The following is a 19,017-nucleotide window of genomic DNA, read 5'->3' as shown; positions in this document are numbered from 1 at the left end:
AACCTCTTAGGCAATAGTCACTTCTTTGGAAAGATACACATCCTGGATGGCATTCAATAATTTGACACCTTCATCAAAAGGCTTCTGGAAAGCCTTGCGCCCAGAAATAAGCCCCATTCCGCCCGCTCGTTTATTTATTACCGCGGTACGCACTGCCTGATGCAAATCATCCCTGCCAGATTCTCCACCTGAATTAATCATCCCGACACGTCCCATATAGCAGTTTGCTACTTGATAACGCACCAGATCGATGGGATGATCGCTGGTGAGTTCACTGTACACTTTGGCATTCGTTTTACCGAACTTAAGCGCTGTGAAGCCACCATTATTTTCTGCCATTTTCTGCTTAACAATATCTGCTTCGATCGTAACGGCAAGATGATTAGCTTGACCTGTCAGATCAGCACTAACGTGATAATCCTTTTCTGCAGTCTTGAAAGCAGCATTGCGCGTATAAGCCCAGAGGATCGTTATCATCCCAAGATCATGCGCATGAGCGAATGCCTCGGAAATTTCCTGTATCTGTCGACGCGATTCCTCGGAACCAAAGAATACTGTCGCCCCAACTGCACATGCCCCCATGTCAAATGCCTGATCTACACTGGCAAACAAAGTTTGATCGTACTTATTAGGGTAAGTCAGTAATTCGTTGTGATTGATTTTAAGAATGAACGGAATTTTATGCGCATAACGACGTGCCACCATTCCCAATACACCCAGCGTGGAAGCAACGCCATTACAGCCACCTTCAATCGCCAGCCTGACGATATTTTCCGGATCGAAGAATATAGGATTGGGCGCAAAGGAAGCGCCTCCCGAATGCTCCACACCCTGATCGACTGGTAAAAGCGATAAATAACCTGTTCCTGCCAAGCAGCCATGATTGAATAAAGCCTGAAGATTCCGTAACACACCAGGTTTGCGATCACTACCTGCCACTATTCGATCGACAAAATCAGGTCCAGGAACATGTAATCCTGCCTTAGGAATACCCTGACATACATAATTGAGAAGTTTATCTGCTTCATCTCCTAATAATCCGGCAATATCTGTCATTTCAACCTCCTTTATAAGTTCTCAAGAAGAATCATTACAAGGCATATTCAAGAAAAACCGCTTGATCTTAATGCTTTTTTCATCTTTCGCTGACGAAAATAACTCTGGTTATCATAGTAAGATGAATCGGTATTATCTGGTGACCAGCCTGGGTACCCCAACACAGGTACGGGCACTAGATCAGCCGATGTCAAGTATCTCTGTGCTAAATAATCTTCCAGCCAAATATCAATCATGGCAATCTGATCAATCAGACGCTGATTAAAGAAAGCTTCACTCACATGAAAGAGGATACCTTTTCCTGTCATACCGAGATAAGGATGCAGTGCTTTTTCATACAACCCATGACCAAACAGAAAAAATTTCATTTGCACCAACACAGCAGTACGTTGCTGCCAGAACAAAGTTTTCCATGCAAAATTTTTCAATAGTTCAATCAAATAGTCGTTACTACTGACGACGATTACCCCAGATTCATCAATGAGTGTGGCAGCATCACGCAATGGACTACGCACTTCCTGATTATGCTCCCTTTCCTCTAACAAAGCGTGGTAATGCAACTGATTTAATGCTGCTTTAGCACGGGGGTAAGTTAGCCAAACCAGCGCATTGAATAGATCATGCCAACTATGTGCGCGGGTATGTATTTCTCCTGTTAGATAGATCCTAGGCTCATATTGTTGCACGAATTCGCACTTAGCTTTAGCTTGGGGAACAAAGCGTATCCGTTTGCCAGATTTTGTCGCAATTACACTGAGTTGATCTGTATTCAATTGATTCAGGCTTTCAATCTCAGGCCAATGATCAAGTTTCTCCAATAATTTCCCCGCTTCACGCAGCGGCTCGAACATAGGTGAAGTTTGCAGAAAACCTGAGACCCACTCATTTGAATGAGAACGAACCATCATTCCTGATAACTATTGACTTTAACTGCCAGTAAAATACTGAGTATGGTTGCAATGGCAGCGATGACTCCCACCGAATCATAATGCGTCAACGCACCATTCGCTGAGATTCCCATGATAGAACCGGCAAGTAACGAAGCCAAACCTGCTGACAACTGTTGAACCGATATATTGAAACTTAAAAAACTGCCCCGCAAACGAGGCGTCACGCTTGCAGTCACCAACGCCATGGCAGGAACAAACCGACCAGAAACCAGCATCATGAATAATGTTGTAATCCCGACCGCAAAGACTGTCGGTACCGGTGATAAATGCGTCAGTAGCAGAATGGGGAAAACAGAAAGCGCGGCAGTCACACCAAATATTTTTCTTTTGCCGTGAAGGTCAGCAAGCTTCCCGAGAAGGCGTGCAGCAAAAAATGTCGCCAACCCACCGAAAAAATAAAGATAAGGCAAATCGATTTCTGCCATACCCACATTGATCACCATATAGGTGCTAATGAAAGGACTCACAGAAAATCCAGCGAACATCAGCATTGCAATTAAAGCAAAAGCATAGAGATGATTCCGCACCCAAAAGATCGTGCGCAACTGCCGGAACGGGTGACGCTCCTGATAATGAATCAGATGACCACAAAGAGACGGAAGTATTCGTAATGCAACGAAAATTATCAAGCTGCTTACAGCTGTCAGAAGAAAAAACGGTGCGCGCCAATCGATCAGATTAACAAGCAGCATCCCTACTGGCATGCCTACCACTGCCACCATTGAGAAAGCAGACATGACAGTACCTGTCGCTACCCCCCGCCGATGCTCCGGAATGATATCTGCAACAACCGCAAAGATAATGGCACTCAGCATCCCGCTAAAACCACCTGCCACAATACGTCCTAGTAGGAGCGTTGTGTAATCAGTTGCCAGCGCACAGATCAGTGTGGCGATCCCCATACCTGCACAAAGAAAAATCAATACGTACTTACGATCAAACCGATCAATAACAAACGAAGCAAAGAAACTGCAGACACCTGCACTGAATGCATAGGCTGAAATGAGCATACCGAATTGTTGCGGCGTAAAATCGAACAACTTCATGAACTGCGGGCCCAAAGGCAGCATCATCATGAAATCCATGATATGAATGAAATGCACACTGGCCAACACAGTGAGAATAGGACGTTCTTGTAAAGGTACCTGATGCGGGACAACACCACATTCAATTAGATCGGAGCTACTGCCTGCCTGGAGAATATCTTCAGTACTGTTCATTTAATTTATTAATCAATAAATAAGGTAATCCCTCGGTTATGCCGGGGGATTATTAAAGGTTTGACCGTGTGATACGGTTCCCCTAATTCTTTTAGCTTGATCAAGAGCTAGGAGAATCAAATGAGAGATTATCAGAATTTGGTGCATACGACATGGGACTGTAAGTATCATGTTGACCACGTCAAAACGACCATCAATATGGAATAGGGAGTTACAGTTATTGCCCTCTTAAAATCTTAGTTGAGGTTTTTAAGTTAATACTGCTTTAAGCAAAAACTGGTTATTTTGTTGATCGATCAATAGCCAGTTTGACTAAATAACTGGCTTTATATACATTTCATTTCAACGAAAAATTGTATTTTTATATTATATATCCCACCATGCCGCACATCACCTTCATTCACGGCCTTTCAAATAAACCCGAGCCAGACAAACTCCACCAAATATGGAGACATGCCTTAGCCAAAGGAATTAGCGGTATTGATTTAGGTGACCAGGGAGTCACAACAACAATGGTTTACTGGGCGGATGTGCTGTATCCAGAACCAGATCCGAATGTAGTCGATTACGAGAGTACCCTCGAGAGGATTCTCCAGGAACTCGATGCAAGCGGGAATGCCCAAATTCCCGTGGGGACCACCGACAAAGAGAAACACTTCCTACAAGCCATGCGCGCTTATGAAACACGCATGAGCGATGCAGAAATCGCAAATGCAAGCGAGAATGGGTCGACTGACGACAAAGCCACTAAGCTCGAGCGTATTCCTCTCCCTTGGTCCATCAAGAAGAAGATCATGGATGCCAAGATTCGCGATGCCTATCTCTACCTTTTTAATAAGGAGTTCTCCCCCCGTCCGGGAACAACATATCGCGTACAAGAGGAAGTCCGCAGTCGTTTTATCAATGATTTGAAAAAGGTAAAGACCAACGGTCCGCATATCGTCGTAAGTCACAGCATGGGAACCATGGTCGCCTACGATTGCCTTAAACGCGTTCCTGGCTGCCCAGCCATTGATAGCTTGATGACGATGGGCAGCCCACTCGGCATTGACGAAGTACAAGATTGTTTCAAGCCGGAATGGACTCGGGACAACGGTTACCCCCGATCACAAATTAAGACCCAATGGGTCAACGTCTACGACCACCTGGACGTCGTGTGTGGAGCCGACCCAAAGATTGCAAACGATTTTTGCGACGGAGGCATCGAACGCATCCAGGATCTCAGCGTCACTAATGAAGGAACCTGGCGCCATTCAGTCGTAAAATATCTCGCGCATGATGAGGTACGGTGCGCCTTGCTCAAGATGCTTGGTCTCTGAGGAGTCACTTATGAGCAAGGGACAGGATGCCGACACAATGGTCCGACGCGCTCGAGAGCTACTACAACGCCCTCACTGGCCAGCCGGAAGCACAGACTCTCAGGCAGCACAGAGGCTCGCCAACGATCTCAAAAACCTACGTGAGTTTAACCTGCTCACAAAACTAAGCAAGCGCGTTATACGCGTGCAGCCGAACGCCACCACAGTGCGGAGATTACACGCCCAGGCACTAATCGAGACAGGGCAAGCCACCGCAGCCATCGCGGTGGCACAAAAGGCGTTAGAGGGCCTTCCCGAGAGCGATGAAGAATGGAGTGAGCTGGCTGGTCTGATTGGTCGTGCCTACAAGCAAATCGCCATCGATACTCGGGATCCCCACTGCATCGAGAGCAGAGAGGCGCTGGCGCATGCGCTTGACGCCTACAGAAAACCCTACGAACGTAATCCGAACAATACGTGGCATGCGATCAATCTCGTGGCAGTCTTCACCTTTGCCAAGCGCAGTGGCGTAACGGTACCGACAGCGTTCGACACTACACAACCAGCCCCGTCAAATCAAAGTCGAACTGATCGCATGAAGCATATCAAGCTGAATCATGCGACAGAGTTATGATTGCTTAAGTGCTTGTGGAATAGCTGCTTTTAAATAATAAATCATTGACCATAACGTTAAGATTGCAGCCAGATAAATAAGCCAGGTTCCTACTATTTGAGGATCAAAATAATCTTCGATTTTTTCGTGATAAAGCAATAATGGAATAGCTATCATTTGTGAAACAGTTTTTATTTTTCCCAAAAAAGAGACAGCTACACTCTTGGCTTTACCAATTTGCGCCATCCATTCGCGTAATGCTGAAACGGTAATTTCACGGCCAATGATAACCACTGCTATCGGTGCATCCAGCCTTTCTAAATACACCAACACAATCAAGGCCGCCGCAACCATCAATTTATCTGCGACAGGATCAAGAAAAGCGCCAAAAGCTGAGGTTTGATTAAGGGTGCGAGCCAGATAACCATCCAGCCAATCAGTAATCGCCGCCCCGCTAAAAATGATGGTAGCAATCAGATTCTGTCCGAATGGTGATAACCAGCTCGGAGGTAAATAAAAAATCCCGACAAATAACGGAATTGCGAGTATCCGTAGCCATGTCAGCAGATTAGGAAGATTCATTGGCATGATAGTATTCAAGTGTCGATTCTGTTATTAATGCAGCACGACAATCCCGTCGTTGTCATTTATTTTTTGAGCAGATTCAATGCAGTTCCCGGTAAATCCTCTCCGCCAGCGCCCGACTGATACCCTCTGTCTGTTGCAATTCCTCAATGCTTGCGCTCAGTACGCCCTTCAACCCGCCAAATCGTCCTAACAAACTTTGGCGTCGTTTTGCGCCCACACCAGCAATCTGTTCAAGACTAGAATGGGTGCGTGATTTATTACGTCTGGCGCGATGTCCCTGAATGGCAAAACGATGTGCTTCATCACGAATCTGTTGGATGAGATGTAAACCAGCATGATCCGCCGGCAATTTTAACGGCTTTTCAGTTGATGGGAAAATCAATTGCTCCAGGCCAGGTTTACGCCCTTCCCCTTTGGCTACTCCAAGAAAGGGAATATCATTGAGACCCAGCTCAATCAATATTTCCTGAGCTGCACTGACCTGCCCTTTTCCGCCATCAATCAGAATCAGATCAGGCAATTTACCATCCTCTTGAGCTATTTTGCCATAGCGCCTTAAAAGTACTTGGCGCATCGCCCCATAATCATCACCAGGCATGATGCCAGTAATATTGTAGCGGCGATATTCATTGTTACGCATAGAAAAATTGTCATAAACCACACAAGAAGCCACCGTTGCTTCACCCATAGTATGACTGATATCGAAACATTCGATACGCCCAAGGCCAGGTAGATTCAGAGCCTGCTGTAAAGCCTGTAACCGCTCTTCCTGGCTAGCTTGTCTTAGCAGCCTCTGCTTTAATGCCAACCGTGCATTCTCGGTCGCCATATTCAGCCATACACGTCGTTCCCCGACTGGATTAAGAACGATTGCTATCTTACGGCCAGCCTGCTCGCTCAATAAAGGTTGCAGAATATTCAGGCGGATTTTTTCACCGATAATAATCAAAGGTGGTACATGTCGATTTAGATAATGCTGCGCTATAAATGCCTCTAACACATCAGCAATTTCATATCCTTGCACATTTTGTGGGAAAAAACTCTTATCTCCCAGGTGCCGCCCGCCTCTGATCATCACTAAATTGACGCAGACTCTTTCAATATCATCATGCAGGAAAGCGCAAGCAATGACATCCGCATCGAGCGCTTTACCACTATCAACAAACTGTTTTTCCTGGATTTTCCGCAGCGCCTGCATTTGATCTCGGAAAACTACAGCTTGCTCATATTCCATTCGATCGGAAGCTGTCTGCATTTTTTCAGCGATATCTTTCAATACTTCGCTTTGTTTGCCTTGTAAAAAAAGTGAGGCACTTTTGACATCTTCATGATACTCATCTTGCGAGATGAGATTGACGCAAGGCCCGCTACAACGCTTGATCTGATAAAGCAGACAAGGTCGAGTACGATGATTGAAAACGCTATCTTCGCAGGTACGCAAACGAAACACCTTTTGCAAAAGATGAATACTCTCTCTGACAACGCCTGCATTGGGAAAAGGACCAAAATACTGATGTTGATTATCCAGAGCACCCCGATAAAAGGTCAAGCGTGGATAAGTATGCTGACTTAACATTAAATACGGATAGGACTTGTCATCCCTGAATAATATGTTATAACGAGGTGCAAGGCTCTTGATGAGGTTATTCTCGAGCAGCAGCGCTTCAGCTTCGGAACGCGTGATCGTCGTTTCAATTCCTGCAATCTGCGATACCATGAGTTGTATACGCGGACTCAGGTTTGATTTCTGAAAATAAGATGATACCCGCTTCTTGAGATCGATCGCTTTACCAACATAAATAACTTCTCCTGCTGCATTCAGCATGCGATACACACCCGGCAGAGTGGGCAAGGTCGATGAAAAAACTTTGCCGTCAAACGCTGCTGCTGACAAAATGCTTATTCCCTTTTATATCCTTTTATTTATCGTTGCCGAGCAATGTTCCGGCAATTGCCCAGTTTTCTTGCGGAATTTCATCAAAAGAAATATAGGTATACGACTTGGGTTTGTTTCCTACCCGTTCTAAGGTATCGGTAATTTCCTCGGCAATCTGTTTCTTCTGTTCACGGCTCAACGTGCCAGCAATACGAATATTCACATAAGGCATCTTGTTCTCTCCCAAAAATTGATCATGTTATTAATGCCAGATCTGCACAAATTCTGGCAATCACTTGCTCGAACATTTTCTGTGTCAAGCGTTTGGTTTGTGTATTGTAACGACTACAGTGATAACTGTCATAGAATCTCAGTCCACTGGGTAAGATATGGGCGGCTCCATGGCTAAAAGGATAGCTTTTCATTTTAAGCCCTAAAGCCATCAATCCTGCCTGATGAGCCACATTACCCAGAGCCAGTATGCCCTGGCCGCCATGAGCAGTAAAATCTGTTATTTCGGCTGCTAAATAGGCATTACATTGCCTTACTTCGCTTGGTTGCGGTTTGTTGGCGGGTGGCAGGCATTTAACAGCATTGGTAATACGGCAACTATAAAGATGCAAATCATCTTCGACCGCAATGGATTCGCTGCGACTGGCCAGGCCAAACTTGTAGAGCGTTTGATACAGTAAAATACCGGCAAAATCACCGGTAAAAGGTCTGCCAGTCCGGTTTGCACCATGCATACCAGGCGCAAGACCGATAATCAGCAGCTTAGCGGATAAATCTCCGAATGAAGGTACCGGTTTGGCATGGTAATCCGGATATTGGATTCTGACGATATCCAGAAATTCAGCCAAACGAGCACACTTTCGGCACTTTTCAAGAAAGGAGTTTGAAGCAGGATTATGGGCTTTTTGGTGTAGAATGGTCATTATTTTTAAGATAAATAAGCAATGGCAAAAGTTCTCGCAACTGAGATTCGCGTTGGCAATTTGATCGAATGGGACAAGCGGATCTGGCGTGTACTGAAATGTTACCATGTTCATGTTGGTGGTCGTGGCGGCGCATTCATGCAAGTGGAGATGAAGGATATCGAATCAGGCACTAAAACCAATCAGCGTATTCGCACTGAAGAAAAGGTCGAACGTGCGGTTGTCGAGCCACGAGAAATGACTTTCCTCTATCAAGAAGGGAATGACTACATCTTTATGGACAAGGAAACTTACGAACAATTGAGCTTATCGCAAGATTTCCTTGAGGGACAAAGCGAATATTTGCTTCCCAACACGGATATACTGGTTAATTTTCATCATGATCGCCCCATTGGGGTACAACTTCCTTCGAGTGTGATCCTCACCGTCGTGGATACCGAACCGATTCTCAAAGGTGCGACTGCTACGAGTTCTTATAAACCTGCCACCACGGAAACTGGATTGGTCGTTATGGTGCCCTCTTTTGTTTTACAAGGTGAGAAGATCAAAGTCAGCACTGATAATGGCGAATATATCGAGCGCATCTGAAACGATTTAACAAACTGAAACATTAAGTTATCTTGACTAAGATGAGCACCTGGAGATTAAATTTGATCGATATTGAATTGCCACCCCGTATAAATGGCGATCGATTATCCGACCCAATCTCCTGTTAACCTCCCGATCCACCTTGATGGTGTGCGATGGCTATTCCTCACACTGTTTGTTATCTTATGCGCGCTTAGTCCTGTAGCTGTAGTTGGTGCAGCCCAATCCAATCAAAACTCAGACAGTGAATCAGAATCGGCTGCTGTCATCGAACTCTCTGCACCCAAATCTGTTAAGAAGCTCGTAAAAAAATACATCCTCCTTCCTGATAAACCCTTTGCCAATGACACTGCCCGGGCAGCTTTTGTTCGTAAGACAAAGCAGGAAATCAAAGAGCTACTAGCAACTGAAGGTTATTTCACGCCTACTGTTACCCTAGAAGATCATTTAACCGGAGAAAAGCCTATTCTCAAAGTGGTCCCTGGACCGCGCACCCAAGTGACTGAAGTCACGATTGAATTTCAGGGCGATCTGGCAGTAGAGACGCCTGAGCATCGCCAGCGAATTGCGCAGTTACGCGCTAGCTGGCCATTAACACCGCGCAAATTTTTTCGTAGTTCTGCCTGGGAAGAAGCTAAAGCAGCCTTGTTATCCAGCATAGCCGAGAGTGAATATGCTGCTGCCCAAATTATTAGCAGCCAGGCCGAGGTTGATCCTGCGACAGCGAGTGCAAAATTGCGCATGGTGATCGATTCCGGACCGGTATTCTATTTCGGTGACTTACAAATCACCGGACTGGAACGATACGATCAAAGCCTGATAAGCAACTACACTCCTTTCCACAAGAGCGATCCTTATCGCCGGGATCAACTGCTTGCTTTCCAAACCACGTTACAGAATACCCCTCAACTTAGCTCGGCCTCAGTCAGTATCCGTCCCGATATTGCGTCTCACCAGGCCGTTCCGGTGGAAGTGATACTGACCGAAGCGCATTCTCAGCGAATTGCTGTAGGCGCTGGCTATAGTACTAACACTGGCGCCCGCGGAGAAATCAATTATCGTAATTACAATTTTCTGAACCGGGCATTGAATATGAGCAGCCTGCTGCGGTATGAACAAAAGCGCCAGATCTTCTCGGCAAAAATTGATACGGTCCCGGACGAAAACAATTATCTCTATAGCTTGGGAGCAAGAATCGAGCGGACCGACATCGAGGATTTAAGAACATTCAATCAAAGAATCAGTCTTACCCGAGACCGCACTACGGAAAAAATGCGAATACAGCTCGGCATCGCCTGGCAAAGGGAAGAAAGACAGCCAGTGGGCGCAGCCGATACCATAACCTATGCATTAGCACCGGACACCTGGTGGCGTTATCATAATGTAGATAACCCTTTACATGCCAGACGTGGCCATATTTCAGAAATACGTATTGGCGGCGGTAGTCAATATGTACTTTCGAAACGGGATTTTGTGCGCGCTTACGCTCGCCATCAACACTGGTGGCCAATTGGAGCGCGTGATGTACTGTTTCTCCGTGCTGAAGTAGGCTATACCCTGGCGTCATCACGTGAGGGCATTCCTCAGGAATACTTATTCCGTGCAGGCGGCATTAATTCAGTTCGGGGACATAATTTTCTAAGCCTGGGGGTACAAGAAGGCGATGCCATTGTGGGTGGACGCACACTCGGCACGGGAACGCTCGAATATGTGCGCTGGTTTACTGAGAATTGGGGGGCTGCCTTGTTCGCAGATGTGGGTGATGCGGCAGACTCCTGGCGGTCTTTCAAACCATCACTTGGCTATGGTAGCGGTATCCGCTGGCGCAGTCCTGCTGGCCCGCTGGCGCTCGATTTAGCCAGACGACATGATACCGGCACGCTACGGCTACATTTCTCGATCGCGGTAGCTTTCTAGTTAAACATTTCTCGATCGCGGTAGCTTTCTAGTTAATTAAAAAATGCAGAATAATGAGTCTAATCCAGAACCAAAGGAAAATAGCAAAAAACCCTGGTTATTCATTTTTTTTCTGTTGCTGATGCTTGCCATGACAGCAAGCAGTATTTGGATAACCACCACTTCCACTGGCCTAAGATTTCTGCTGTCTATGGTATCCCGCGTCAGTGGCGAGCGTATTATATTTGAGGATGTTAATGGCACATTACGTGCCTTGAGCATAAAAAAGATTAGCTATACCAGTGATGATCTGCGCTCCACCATTGACGACATCGAACTGCGCTGGCAACCCCAATTATTATTTTCCAGGCAATTATCGATCGATATGCTGACAGTCAAAACAATCGAGACACAGTCTTCACCCTCTCCAAAACCAGATAAGAAACCATTCGTTCTACCGGAAAACTTGCGACTGCCCCTCTCGATAACCCTCCAAAAGCTGGAAATTGGCGTTCTGCAAATGCTGACAATCGGCAAGGAAGCACCTGATTTTACGATCACCAATATAACAGCCAGCGTCGAAAGTGACGCTCAGCGTCACAGCTTACGAGAAATCTCGCTTGATTCAGAGTTCGGAAAATTGAGTGGATCGATTCAGATGAATCCCGACAAACCTTTTGACCTGAGTGCTCACGCAACCTTACTTAGCTGGTTACCTTCTACACAAATAGATGCTGCTGAAACTGCCATTTCAATCGAACTGACTGGTAATCTGAAAGAAATCAAGGGAACTGTAACCGGAAAGAGCGTGAATGCTCAAGGTAAGGGAGATTTTGTTTTGCATCCCTTTGCGACGATGCCGCTTGCCACACTCCATCTAACGATAGATAAAATGGATCCCTCTGCCTTTTTAGCTGATATGCCCAAAGCTAATCTCTCCATTCATACAGATTTAATTGAGGATTCTGCCGGCAAGCTGCAAGGAAACATGGTTATTAAAAACAGTCTCCCGCTACCACTCGATCAGAATGGATTGCCCATGATTGAAGTACGAGCACGATCCTCAATTTCAATGGATGAAATCCAGTTTGACGACATACTGCTGAAAATGACCAGTAACGCAAGTATTACCGGTCACTTCGACTGGCAGATAGCGCGAGCGATGGGAACTGCGGATCTCAAAGTAAATCAGCTAAATCCGGCTGCACTGGATACACGTTTACAAGTAGCAAAAATCAATGGCTATCTTAAACTCACAGGCGATACCGCAATGCAACAAGGAACGATTTCTCTTCAAGACAAGGCTAAGGCCTTATCGCTTGAAACGAATCTAACTCGCACAGAAACTGCCGTAAGTTTAGAAAAATTCACCCTGCGCCATCATAACTCTATACTGACGGGACAAGGTCAACTGGATCTGAAAGAATCTCAATCATTTCATTTTGAAGGCATGCTCGGTCAGTTTAATCTGGCTTCGTTCATGCAGGCGCCTCCTTCAAATTTGAACGCAACGTTCGAATTGTCGGGAAAACTTGCTCCGCAAATCAGCGGCGTGGTGAATTTCACCGTGATGAAAAGCCAGTTTGCCAAGCAGCCAGTCATCGGTAAAGGTCAGCTAACGTTTGATGATACCAAGCGAATCAAAAGTGAAGTCAACTTACAGGTTGGCAGTAATCAACTCAGTACTAAAGGTGCTTTTGGTAACAAAGGCGATCGGTTATTACTGAATATTGCCGCACCCGCACTGGCGCAGTTAGGGATAGGTCTGGAAGGCAATCTCAATGCACAGATCACACTGGCCGATACCTTGGATTCGCCTCGGCTACTCGTTGAAAGCAGTGCAAAACGCTTGATGATTGACAACCGCCACCAACTATCGGAGTTTACCATCACCGGAAATCTGCACGAAACAGCCGTGGCACTCGACATCAAAGCCGCAAACTATCGCTTGGATACTGAAGATTATCTGAAAAACTTAGCGATCACATTGGCCGGCAATAAAGCCCGGCATACGCTAAGCATAGAAACGGGCTTGCCGAAGGATTCACATCTGGTATTCCAGACCACAGGCAAACTTGCTCTTCCCACAGAAAACCCACAGAATTTTCAATGGAATGGTGAGCTGGAAAAATTATCGGCTACAGGCTTGCTGCCTGTTCATTTCTTAAACCAACCCACGCTCAGCATCAGTCAAAAACGGATTACCTTAGGGCCGACCAGAATTTCTGTCGCTGAAGGTGAAATCAATATGCTCGACACCCATTGGACCCCGCAGCAATGGTCAACCCGGGGAACATTGGCGGCTATTACCCTGAAACCAGAAAATGCGCTGCTTCAAAGTGGTGAAGCTCTGCAACTGGGGGGTGAATGGGACATCACTGCCAGCAAGCAGCTGCGGGGTCACCTACGTATCGCCCGAGAAAGGGGTGACTGGGCATTCTTGCTCGAGGACTCCCCTTTTCAGCTGGGTCTGCAGCAACTGCAATTCGATGCGCGCGCGCAGGATGGTGGCTTGGCAGCAGGCTTGGTGATTCGCGGTGAGCGCATTGGGGAGACAATAGCGAATGGAACTCTTCCGCTAACCTACAAAAACGGGGTCTGGCAAATAGCTCATGACCTGCCGCTGAGTGGCAAAATGAACGTCAACATTGCAGATTTATCCTGGATTGGACCAGTAGTCGACAGTAACCTGAAAAACAGCGGCCAGCTTTCTCTCGAGGCCAATGTAGCCGGCACATTTAATCAACCCCGCTTAAACGGCACTATCCTGGGAAAAGAACTGGCAATCGCCCTACTGGATGAGGGCATACATCTGCAACAAGGAAGCCTCAAAGCCCAATTTGATCAAACCGCATTGCAAATCAGCACCCTTACGTTTGTTTCACCCCATCAACCTCCACCTAGCGATCGCATCTTATCCAAAATAAAATTGCCTAAAGAGTCAGGACAGCTTACGGTAGCAGGCGCCATCGATTATCAGGACCAGCGCAGTCATTTAACGATTCAAATCGATCACTTGCCTTTGGCGCAGCAGCCTGATCGGTGGATCATTGCTTCCGGTAGCGGGAAAGTGAGTTTAAACAAGCAACAACTCACAATCGATGGCAAATTAGCAACAGATGCCGGTTTCTTGCTACAACCTGAGACTGGACGACCACAATTATCCGATGATGTGGTCATCATTGGGCAACCACCTCTCCCTGCCAACTCCCAGAAGCTTCTGGTAAATCTGGACGCCACCTTGGATTTAGGGGAGCATTTCTACTTGCGCGCATCTGGGCTAGAAGGCCGCTTAGCTGGACAATTGCATTTAAGTAGCAAACCTGGACAAGCACTGCATGCAATCGGCACAATTACCGCTCGGGATACGCTCTTTAATGCTTATGGTCAGCACTTGACGGTGCAACGTGGAATCGTCAGCTTCGATGGCCCTCTCGATGATCCAGCACTGAACATACTGGCAGTCCGCAAGGATTTACCCGTAAACGCAGGCGCTAGTACCTATTATGACCGGCGCTTGGGCGGCGGACAACAGAGTGCCGCTAGCTTTAATGATCCTAGACTCAATGCACTAGCAACCTCCAGGGATTTAGCTGTGGAAGCAGGTGTTCAGGTCACAGGTACGGTACGCCATCCGATTATTAAGCTGGTATCCACTCCCAATGTCCCCGATTCTGAAAAGCTATCCTGGATCGTACTAGGACGTCCGCCTGATGCCAGCGGTATGGATACTTCACTGTTGCTCGCTGCTGCCGGGTCTATTCTGGGCGGACAATCCGGCGGTGGTGTGATTGATCAGATCGGTCAAGCACTGGGCGTGGATGAATTTTCGATTAGACAGCAGACAACCGGCAGCACATCCGGCAGCGCCTTAAGCAGCCAGATTGGCGTCATTGGTAAACGCCTTTCCTCACACGCTTATCTGAGTTATGAACGAGGACTCACCACCGCAGCCGCGGGCATTACCAAACTCACCTACAGCCTGACACGGAACATTACTATAGTGACCCGTGCAGGTGATGATAATGCAATCGATCTGTACTATACCTTTCAGTATGATTGAATGCAGCACGCAAAGTCATGTCATTCCATTTCCAAAATCAAACATGTCGCGAAGGTGTGCCGCAAACAGTATAAATAATCCTAAAAACCGTAGTTGGACGGGGTGGAGCGTGTGGTGATTCAGGTGCGAGGCAAGGCGCGATGAGGCCGCAGGACCGCCCCCTGCAACGAAGAGCAACGCCACATTCGCGCCAGGAGCGGCATACGATACACCTCGTAGTGGCTTCACCATTCTGGCAAATGAAAAAATTCCGAAAATACTTCTATATGTCATGCGCTTAGCTCTCCAATTAAGCGGTCAACTACGGTTTTTAGGATAATACGGCAAGGAGAAGCCGACAAAATCAGGTTTATTTGAAAATGGAATAAGCTGCCTTCATTAGAGCGATCTTTTACTCCTGTGTGAAAACGCAAATGAAAAAGCAAACAACATGACGCACCCCAACATTCTGGGCATTCAATGAAGGTTATGCGAGGCACACTCTGTTGCGTCCACTCTCCTTCGCCTGATACAGCGCCCCGTCGGCCTGATTGATCAGCGTATTGAGATCGATGTCTTTCCCCTCGAGACTGGCCACGCCTATCGATACTGTGAAATTCAGCGGCATGCCCGTCACCGATGTCACCACGGCGTGAGCAGTTTCCTCGCGCAAGCGCTCCGCCACTTCTGTCGCCCTTTGCAGATCGGTCTCAGGCAACAGCACGGCAAACTCTTCTCCGCCCACACGTCCGATGATATCGACCGTGCGCAGTATTTTGCGCATGACATCGGCGAGCCGTTTGAGAACAGCGTCACCCATCTGGTGTCCATGTTTGTCGTTGATCTTTTTAAAGTAATCAAGGTCGAGCATAAGCACGGAAAGAGCGTGGCCATATCGTTGTGCGCGAACAAGTTCGGCATGGCCCTGCTCCATGAAAAAGCGGCGGTTGAAGAGTCCAGTCAGATAGTCTTGACGTGCCTGCTGCTCAAGCTTTTCTTTCAACAGCTCGAACTCTGTGATATCCGTAGAAATACCGCACAATCCGCTGATCCTGGTCTTCTTGTCATCTTCGTAAATTGGAGTCTTGATCTGCCAGTAGATGCGAGTGCTGCCGTCCTCACTCTTGTAGATGATTTTCTCCGCAGTATCTTCGCCATATATGAGCACACGCGTGTCTATGTCATGCAGCTGGGCCACCGTTTCGGGCGGAAAAAAACGTGAATCCAAGCTGCCAGAAAGCTCCTCTGCCGAACATTGGAACAACTCCAGGGTCGACCGGTTGGCGTAGACATAACGTCGCTGTTGATCCTTCATGTAGATACATGTGGGGATACGATCCAATGCAAGGCTGAACTGGTTAATCAGTGCACGCGCTTGCGCTGCTTCTTTCTCAAGCTTACGCTGTCGGCGTTGGTGGAGAAATAGTCCCATGGTGGAAGCCAATACAATCACCCCGAAAAGTATTCCCTGCACTGCTGCATTCCGTCGCCAGGACAGGAAGATTGGATCGAGATCGCGGTTGACAGCCACCACCAGTGGCTTGTCCATCTTGATGGCTGCTGGATAAATGGTGCGCAGAGCGATCATCCCTGGCTCCTTGGTAGCATACACGGTACCCGTGAATACTTCCTCCTTCTTGCCGCTGCTCTGATGTTGCATAAAGAATGAACCGGGCTGTTTCAGATTCATCCCATCGATGTTCTTTCTTTCAGGCATCATAAGGAACATCATACCATCGCCGTGCGCAAGGGAGACCCATATGTCCGGCGCATATTGCACGGACATCATGAGGGTCCTGAAATATTCCGGATCAAGCGTCGCAGAGACGATACCGTCAAATTCACCCTGCTCCCCCGGTATCATGCGGATAATGTTAATCACGAATGTGCCATGTACGATTTCGGATGGCGGTGAGACGTAGAGGATGTCCCCATTGGGATGCCGTTTGACTTCCTGGAAATAATCGCGGGAACCGAGATTCATTCCGATCAATTCAGGACGTGTCGAGGCAGTGATGGTGCCTTCTTTATCCACGACGCTCATGGAGTGTATGCCCGGTATGATGCTCGCTGCCTTGAGGTGGCGTATCCCCGCTTGCAGCCCCGTCTCGTCTTTCCAGTAAGCCAGGTTGCTGCGAACGTTTTCCAGCGCGAGGTTCGCACTCGTCAGCTGGTACTCCGTGTTCTCAGCAATCACCCGCGCCTGAGTCGACAATCTGTCCTGCTCACGGGCCGCAACGCGAGCATGCTCAAAATACAGATTGAGTGCAATCGCCATACCCAAAGCGCCCAGGATCAGGCCGAGTCCCAACCATAGCACATTAAAAGGTCTTCTTAGCGGATTGATCAGTAGCAGCATGGCGTTTTTTTAATTGGCCCTCCACCCAATTGACTTTGAGGGCGCTTGTTCGTTCTGTACAGGCCACAGGTTTTGAGAACTCAAGGCAGTGCAGTTTCTATTTCTGTCGGTTAGGCCATTCCCTTCTCCACTATGAATGCACCCAGGCGAATCAATGTCATCATGATACGATGGCTGTTTTAGCTCAGATTTTCCATTATAAAATTTTCCTAATAGAAATTCTAAGCTTGAGAAGCTGTCTGGTGAAACAATTATCATTAGAATCAATGGCTTTGATAACAAGCTAAGAGATACCATATAAAACAGATAGTTCAGTAACGCAGATAGAAACTGGGATTCAAGTGAAACACCGTGGATTGCAATAAAAGAGAAAAAACTGGCAGAAGAAATGACTAATCTTGCTGTTCGTGTGCATGATGCTTTAATGAGAAGCTGAAGCTTTGGTCCGTTAAAGTTTCTCTAAGCTGAGAGCTCTAAGTAGTACTGTAAGTTCATAAAAAATTAAAAATTTTTCGATATGCTGCGACCGCAGTGAATTGCATAATGAAGATATCGTTTTACTGAATGACCAGGTAATTAAGGTAGTGTTCGCGAGTAGGGAAGAATTGATATTTTGCACCTCATCAACTAAGGTATAAATTCAGGTAAATTCTCTATCGTCACTCTTCCCCAAAACGCTTACCCAGTTTATCAGGCAAATTCCAGAGAAAGCGTCCTGTGCTCTTGTGCTAATCAATTGACGCCGTAGCAAGGCCCAGTCTTCTGTACGTTTTTTCGCATCCAGGCAACGCAATAGCCGCACTTGAACGATATAAATAATACGGCAAGGAGAAACCGACAAAATCAGGTTTGATCAGGTTTGATTTGAAAATGGAATAAACTGCCTTCATTAGAGCGATCTTTTACTCCTGTGTGAAAACGCAAATGAAAAAGCAAACAACATAATGCACCCCCAGCATTCAGGGCACGCGATGAATGATTATGCGAGGCACACTCTGTTGCGTCCACTCTCCTTCGCCTGATACAGCGCCCCGTCGGCCTGATTGATCAGCGTATTGAGATCGATGTCTTTTCCCTCGAGACTGGTCACGCCTATCGATACTGTGAAATTCAGCGGCATGCCCGTCACCGACGTCACCACGGCATGAGCAGTTTCCTCCCGCAAGCGCTCCGCCACTTCTGTCGCCCTTTGCAGATCGGTCTCAGGCAACAGCACGGCAAATTCTTCTCCGCCCACGCGTCCGATGATATAGCCTAACCAGTTAAGAATGATTCAGAATGCATAGGATTTGAAGAGCGTATCGACGGTTTGGTTTTGTTGTCTACGGAGCGCCTTGGCCTGTGCCCATTTGTGTTCGATGGGATTGAGATCAGGAGAATAAGCGGGAAGGTATTCAAGGGTATGCCCGGCGTTATGTATGGCATCCCGTGTGTCTTGTCTCTTATGGAAGGTGGCATTGTCCATCACAACGATGGAATGTAGTGGCAATTTAGGCAACAAGTCCTGCATCGCCCATCCATGAAACACATCAGCATTGATGTTGGCTTCAAACAGGCCGATGGTTACCAGTAACTTTCCAATCAGGGCACCAATCG

The 19,017-nt window shown here is 47.0% G+C and carries 16 protein-coding genes; 5 read left to right on the top strand and 11 right to left on the bottom strand.

Features of this window, described 5'->3' with window-relative positions; genetic code table 11:
- Positions 1-6 precede the first annotated feature (6 nt).
- From BLV54_RS00080 to BLV54_RS00070, 3 genes are read right to left on the bottom strand one after another with little or no spacing between them, the layout of a single operon-like run.
- Entirely contained in the window at positions 7-1,056 is a 1,050-nt protein-coding gene (locus BLV54_RS00080; protein WP_090565961.1) for a class I fructose-bisphosphate aldolase, read from the bottom strand.
- A gap of 47 nt (positions 1,057-1,103) precedes the next feature.
- A complete protein-coding gene (locus BLV54_RS00075) occupies positions 1,104-1,964 on the bottom strand; it encodes a DUF3025 domain-containing protein (RefSeq protein ID WP_256328987.1) in 861 nt (286 codons plus the stop codon).
- Entirely contained in the window at positions 1,961-3,226 is a 1,266-nt protein-coding gene (locus BLV54_RS00070) for an MFS transporter (protein ID WP_090565958.1), read from the bottom strand. The genes BLV54_RS00075 and BLV54_RS00070 overlap by 4 nt, the downstream gene beginning before the upstream one ends.
- Before the next feature lie 380 nt (positions 3,227-3,606).
- Between BLV54_RS00070 and BLV54_RS00065 the strand changes: the two genes are divergently transcribed.
- Both BLV54_RS00065 and BLV54_RS00060 read left to right on the top strand, forming a co-directional pair.
- Complete coding sequence (locus BLV54_RS00065; RefSeq protein WP_090565956.1) at positions 3,607-4,545, top strand: lipase family protein; 939 nt, start codon at positions 3,607-3,609, stop codon at positions 4,543-4,545.
- Positions 4,546-4,582: 37 nt separating this feature from the next.
- Entirely contained in the window at positions 4,583-5,158 is a 576-nt protein-coding gene (locus BLV54_RS00060) for a tetratricopeptide repeat-containing protein (RefSeq protein WP_143032377.1), read from the top strand.
- Here BLV54_RS00060 and pgsA read toward each other — a convergent pair.
- The 4 genes from pgsA to BLV54_RS00040 form a co-directional block, all read right to left on the bottom strand.
- Positions 5,153-5,725 carry a CDP-diacylglycerol--glycerol-3-phosphate 3-phosphatidyltransferase gene (pgsA, locus tag BLV54_RS00055; RefSeq protein WP_090565951.1) on the bottom strand — a complete coding sequence of 191 codons (573 nt, stop codon included), beginning with the start codon at positions 5,723-5,725 and terminating at the stop codon, positions 5,153-5,155. The genes BLV54_RS00060 and pgsA overlap by 6 nt on opposite strands.
- A 76-nt stretch (positions 5,726-5,801) precedes the next feature.
- Positions 5,802-7,619: an excinuclease ABC subunit UvrC gene (gene uvrC, locus BLV54_RS00050; RefSeq protein ID WP_090565948.1), complete on the bottom strand. Its 1,818-nt coding sequence runs from the start codon at positions 7,617-7,619 to the stop codon at positions 5,802-5,804.
- A gap of 25 nt (positions 7,620-7,644) precedes the next feature.
- Positions 7,645-7,833 carry a tautomerase family protein gene (locus tag BLV54_RS00045; RefSeq protein ID WP_090565945.1) on the bottom strand — a complete coding sequence of 63 codons (189 nt, stop codon included), beginning with the start codon at positions 7,831-7,833 and terminating at the stop codon, positions 7,645-7,647.
- Positions 7,834-7,855: 22 nt separating this feature from the next.
- Positions 7,856-8,536 carry a uracil-DNA glycosylase gene (locus BLV54_RS00040; RefSeq protein WP_090565942.1) on the bottom strand — a complete coding sequence of 227 codons (681 nt, stop codon included), beginning with the start codon at positions 8,534-8,536 and terminating at the stop codon, positions 7,856-7,858.
- 21 nt (positions 8,537-8,557) lie between these two features.
- Here BLV54_RS00040 and efp point away from each other — a divergent pair, with 21 nt between their 5' ends.
- The 3 genes from efp to BLV54_RS00025 all read left to right on the top strand — a co-directional run bounded on the left by efp (position 8,558) and on the right by BLV54_RS00025 (position 15,083).
- Positions 8,558-9,124, top strand: a complete 567-nt coding sequence (gene efp / locus BLV54_RS00035) for an elongation factor P (RefSeq protein WP_090565939.1) — start codon at positions 8,558-8,560, stop codon at positions 9,122-9,124.
- A 93-nt stretch (positions 9,125-9,217) separates the two neighbouring features.
- The gene (locus BLV54_RS00030) at positions 9,218-11,041 is read left to right on the top strand and encodes an autotransporter assembly complex protein TamA (protein ID WP_090565936.1); all 1,824 of its coding nucleotides are present in this window, start codon (positions 9,218-9,220) and stop codon (positions 11,039-11,041) included.
- A gap of 43 nt (positions 11,042-11,084) precedes the next feature.
- Positions 11,085-15,083 (top strand): translocation/assembly module TamB domain-containing protein, encoded by a 3,999-nt coding sequence (locus BLV54_RS00025; RefSeq protein ID WP_090565932.1) that lies wholly within the window; start codon positions 11,085-11,087, stop codon positions 15,081-15,083.
- Positions 15,084-15,098: 15 nt separating this feature from the next.
- Here the strand turns inward: BLV54_RS00025 and BLV54_RS00020 are convergent, their stop codons facing one another.
- The 4 genes from BLV54_RS00020 to BLV54_RS00005 all read right to left on the bottom strand — a co-directional run.
- Entirely contained in the window at positions 15,099-15,356 is a 258-nt protein-coding gene (locus BLV54_RS00020; RefSeq protein WP_090565929.1) for a hypothetical protein, read from the bottom strand.
- Positions 15,357-15,549: 193 nt separating this feature from the next.
- The gene (locus BLV54_RS00015) at positions 15,550-17,421 is read right to left on the bottom strand and encodes a diguanylate cyclase (protein WP_090565924.1); all 1,872 of its coding nucleotides are present in this window, start codon (positions 17,419-17,421) and stop codon (positions 15,550-15,552) included.
- 979 nt (positions 17,422-18,400) lie between these two features.
- The gene (locus tag BLV54_RS00010; RefSeq protein ID WP_176969626.1) at positions 18,401-18,658 is read right to left on the bottom strand and encodes a GGDEF domain-containing protein; all 258 of its coding nucleotides are present in this window, start codon (positions 18,656-18,658) and stop codon (positions 18,401-18,403) included.
- Between the two features lie 36 nt (positions 18,659-18,694).
- Positions 18,695-19,017, bottom strand: a 323-nt coding sequence (locus BLV54_RS00005; RefSeq protein WP_090571816.1) for a transposase, incomplete at its 5' end; no start/stop codon positions are given.

It is taken from the genome of Nitrosomonas sp. Nm33, from assembly GCF_900107265.1.
In the GTDB taxonomy this organism is placed as follows: Bacteria; Pseudomonadota; Gammaproteobacteria; order Burkholderiales; family Nitrosomonadaceae; genus Nitrosomonas.
Note: the sequence above shows the minus strand (reverse complement) of the source record. Positions and strands in the feature narration are given on the sequence as shown.

Excerpts from the sequence above, each read along its gene's own strand:
- BLV54_RS00080 (WP_090565961.1), bottom strand. The coding sequence starts at position 1,056 with ATGACAGATATTGCCGGATTATTAGGAGATGAAGCAGATAAACTTCTC.
- BLV54_RS00015 (WP_090565924.1), bottom strand. The coding sequence starts at position 17,421 with ATGCTGCTACTGATCAATCCGCTAAGAAGACCTTTTAATGTGCTATGG.
- BLV54_RS00020 (WP_090565929.1), bottom strand. The coding sequence starts at position 15,356 with ATGACATATAGAAGTATTTTCGGAATTTTTTCATTTGCCAGAATGGTG.
- BLV54_RS00025 (WP_090565932.1), top strand. The coding sequence starts at position 11,085 with ATGCAGAATAATGAGTCTAATCCAGAACCAAAGGAAAATAGCAAAAAA.
- BLV54_RS00030 (WP_090565936.1), top strand. The coding sequence starts at position 9,218 with ATGGCGATCGATTATCCGACCCAATCTCCTGTTAACCTCCCGATCCAC.
- BLV54_RS00045 (WP_090565945.1), bottom strand. The coding sequence starts at position 7,833 with ATGCCTTATGTGAATATTCGTATTGCTGGCACGTTGAGCCGTGAACAG.
- BLV54_RS00060 (WP_143032377.1), top strand. The coding sequence starts at position 4,583 with ATGGTCCGACGCGCTCGAGAGCTACTACAACGCCCTCACTGGCCAGCC.
- pgsA (WP_090565951.1), bottom strand. The coding sequence starts at position 5,725 with ATGCCAATGAATCTTCCTAATCTGCTGACATGGCTACGGATACTCGCA.
- BLV54_RS00065 (WP_090565956.1), top strand. The coding sequence starts at position 3,607 with ATGCCGCACATCACCTTCATTCACGGCCTTTCAAATAAACCCGAGCCA.
- BLV54_RS00040 (WP_090565942.1), bottom strand. The coding sequence starts at position 8,536 with ATGACCATTCTACACCAAAAAGCCCATAATCCTGCTTCAAACTCCTTT.
- BLV54_RS00070 (WP_090565958.1), bottom strand. The coding sequence starts at position 3,226 with ATGAACAGTACTGAAGATATTCTCCAGGCAGGCAGTAGCTCCGATCTA.
- BLV54_RS00075 (WP_256328987.1), bottom strand. The coding sequence starts at position 1,964 with ATGATGGTTCGTTCTCATTCAAATGAGTGGGTCTCAGGTTTTCTGCAA.
- efp (WP_090565939.1), top strand. The coding sequence starts at position 8,558 with ATGGCAAAAGTTCTCGCAACTGAGATTCGCGTTGGCAATTTGATCGAA.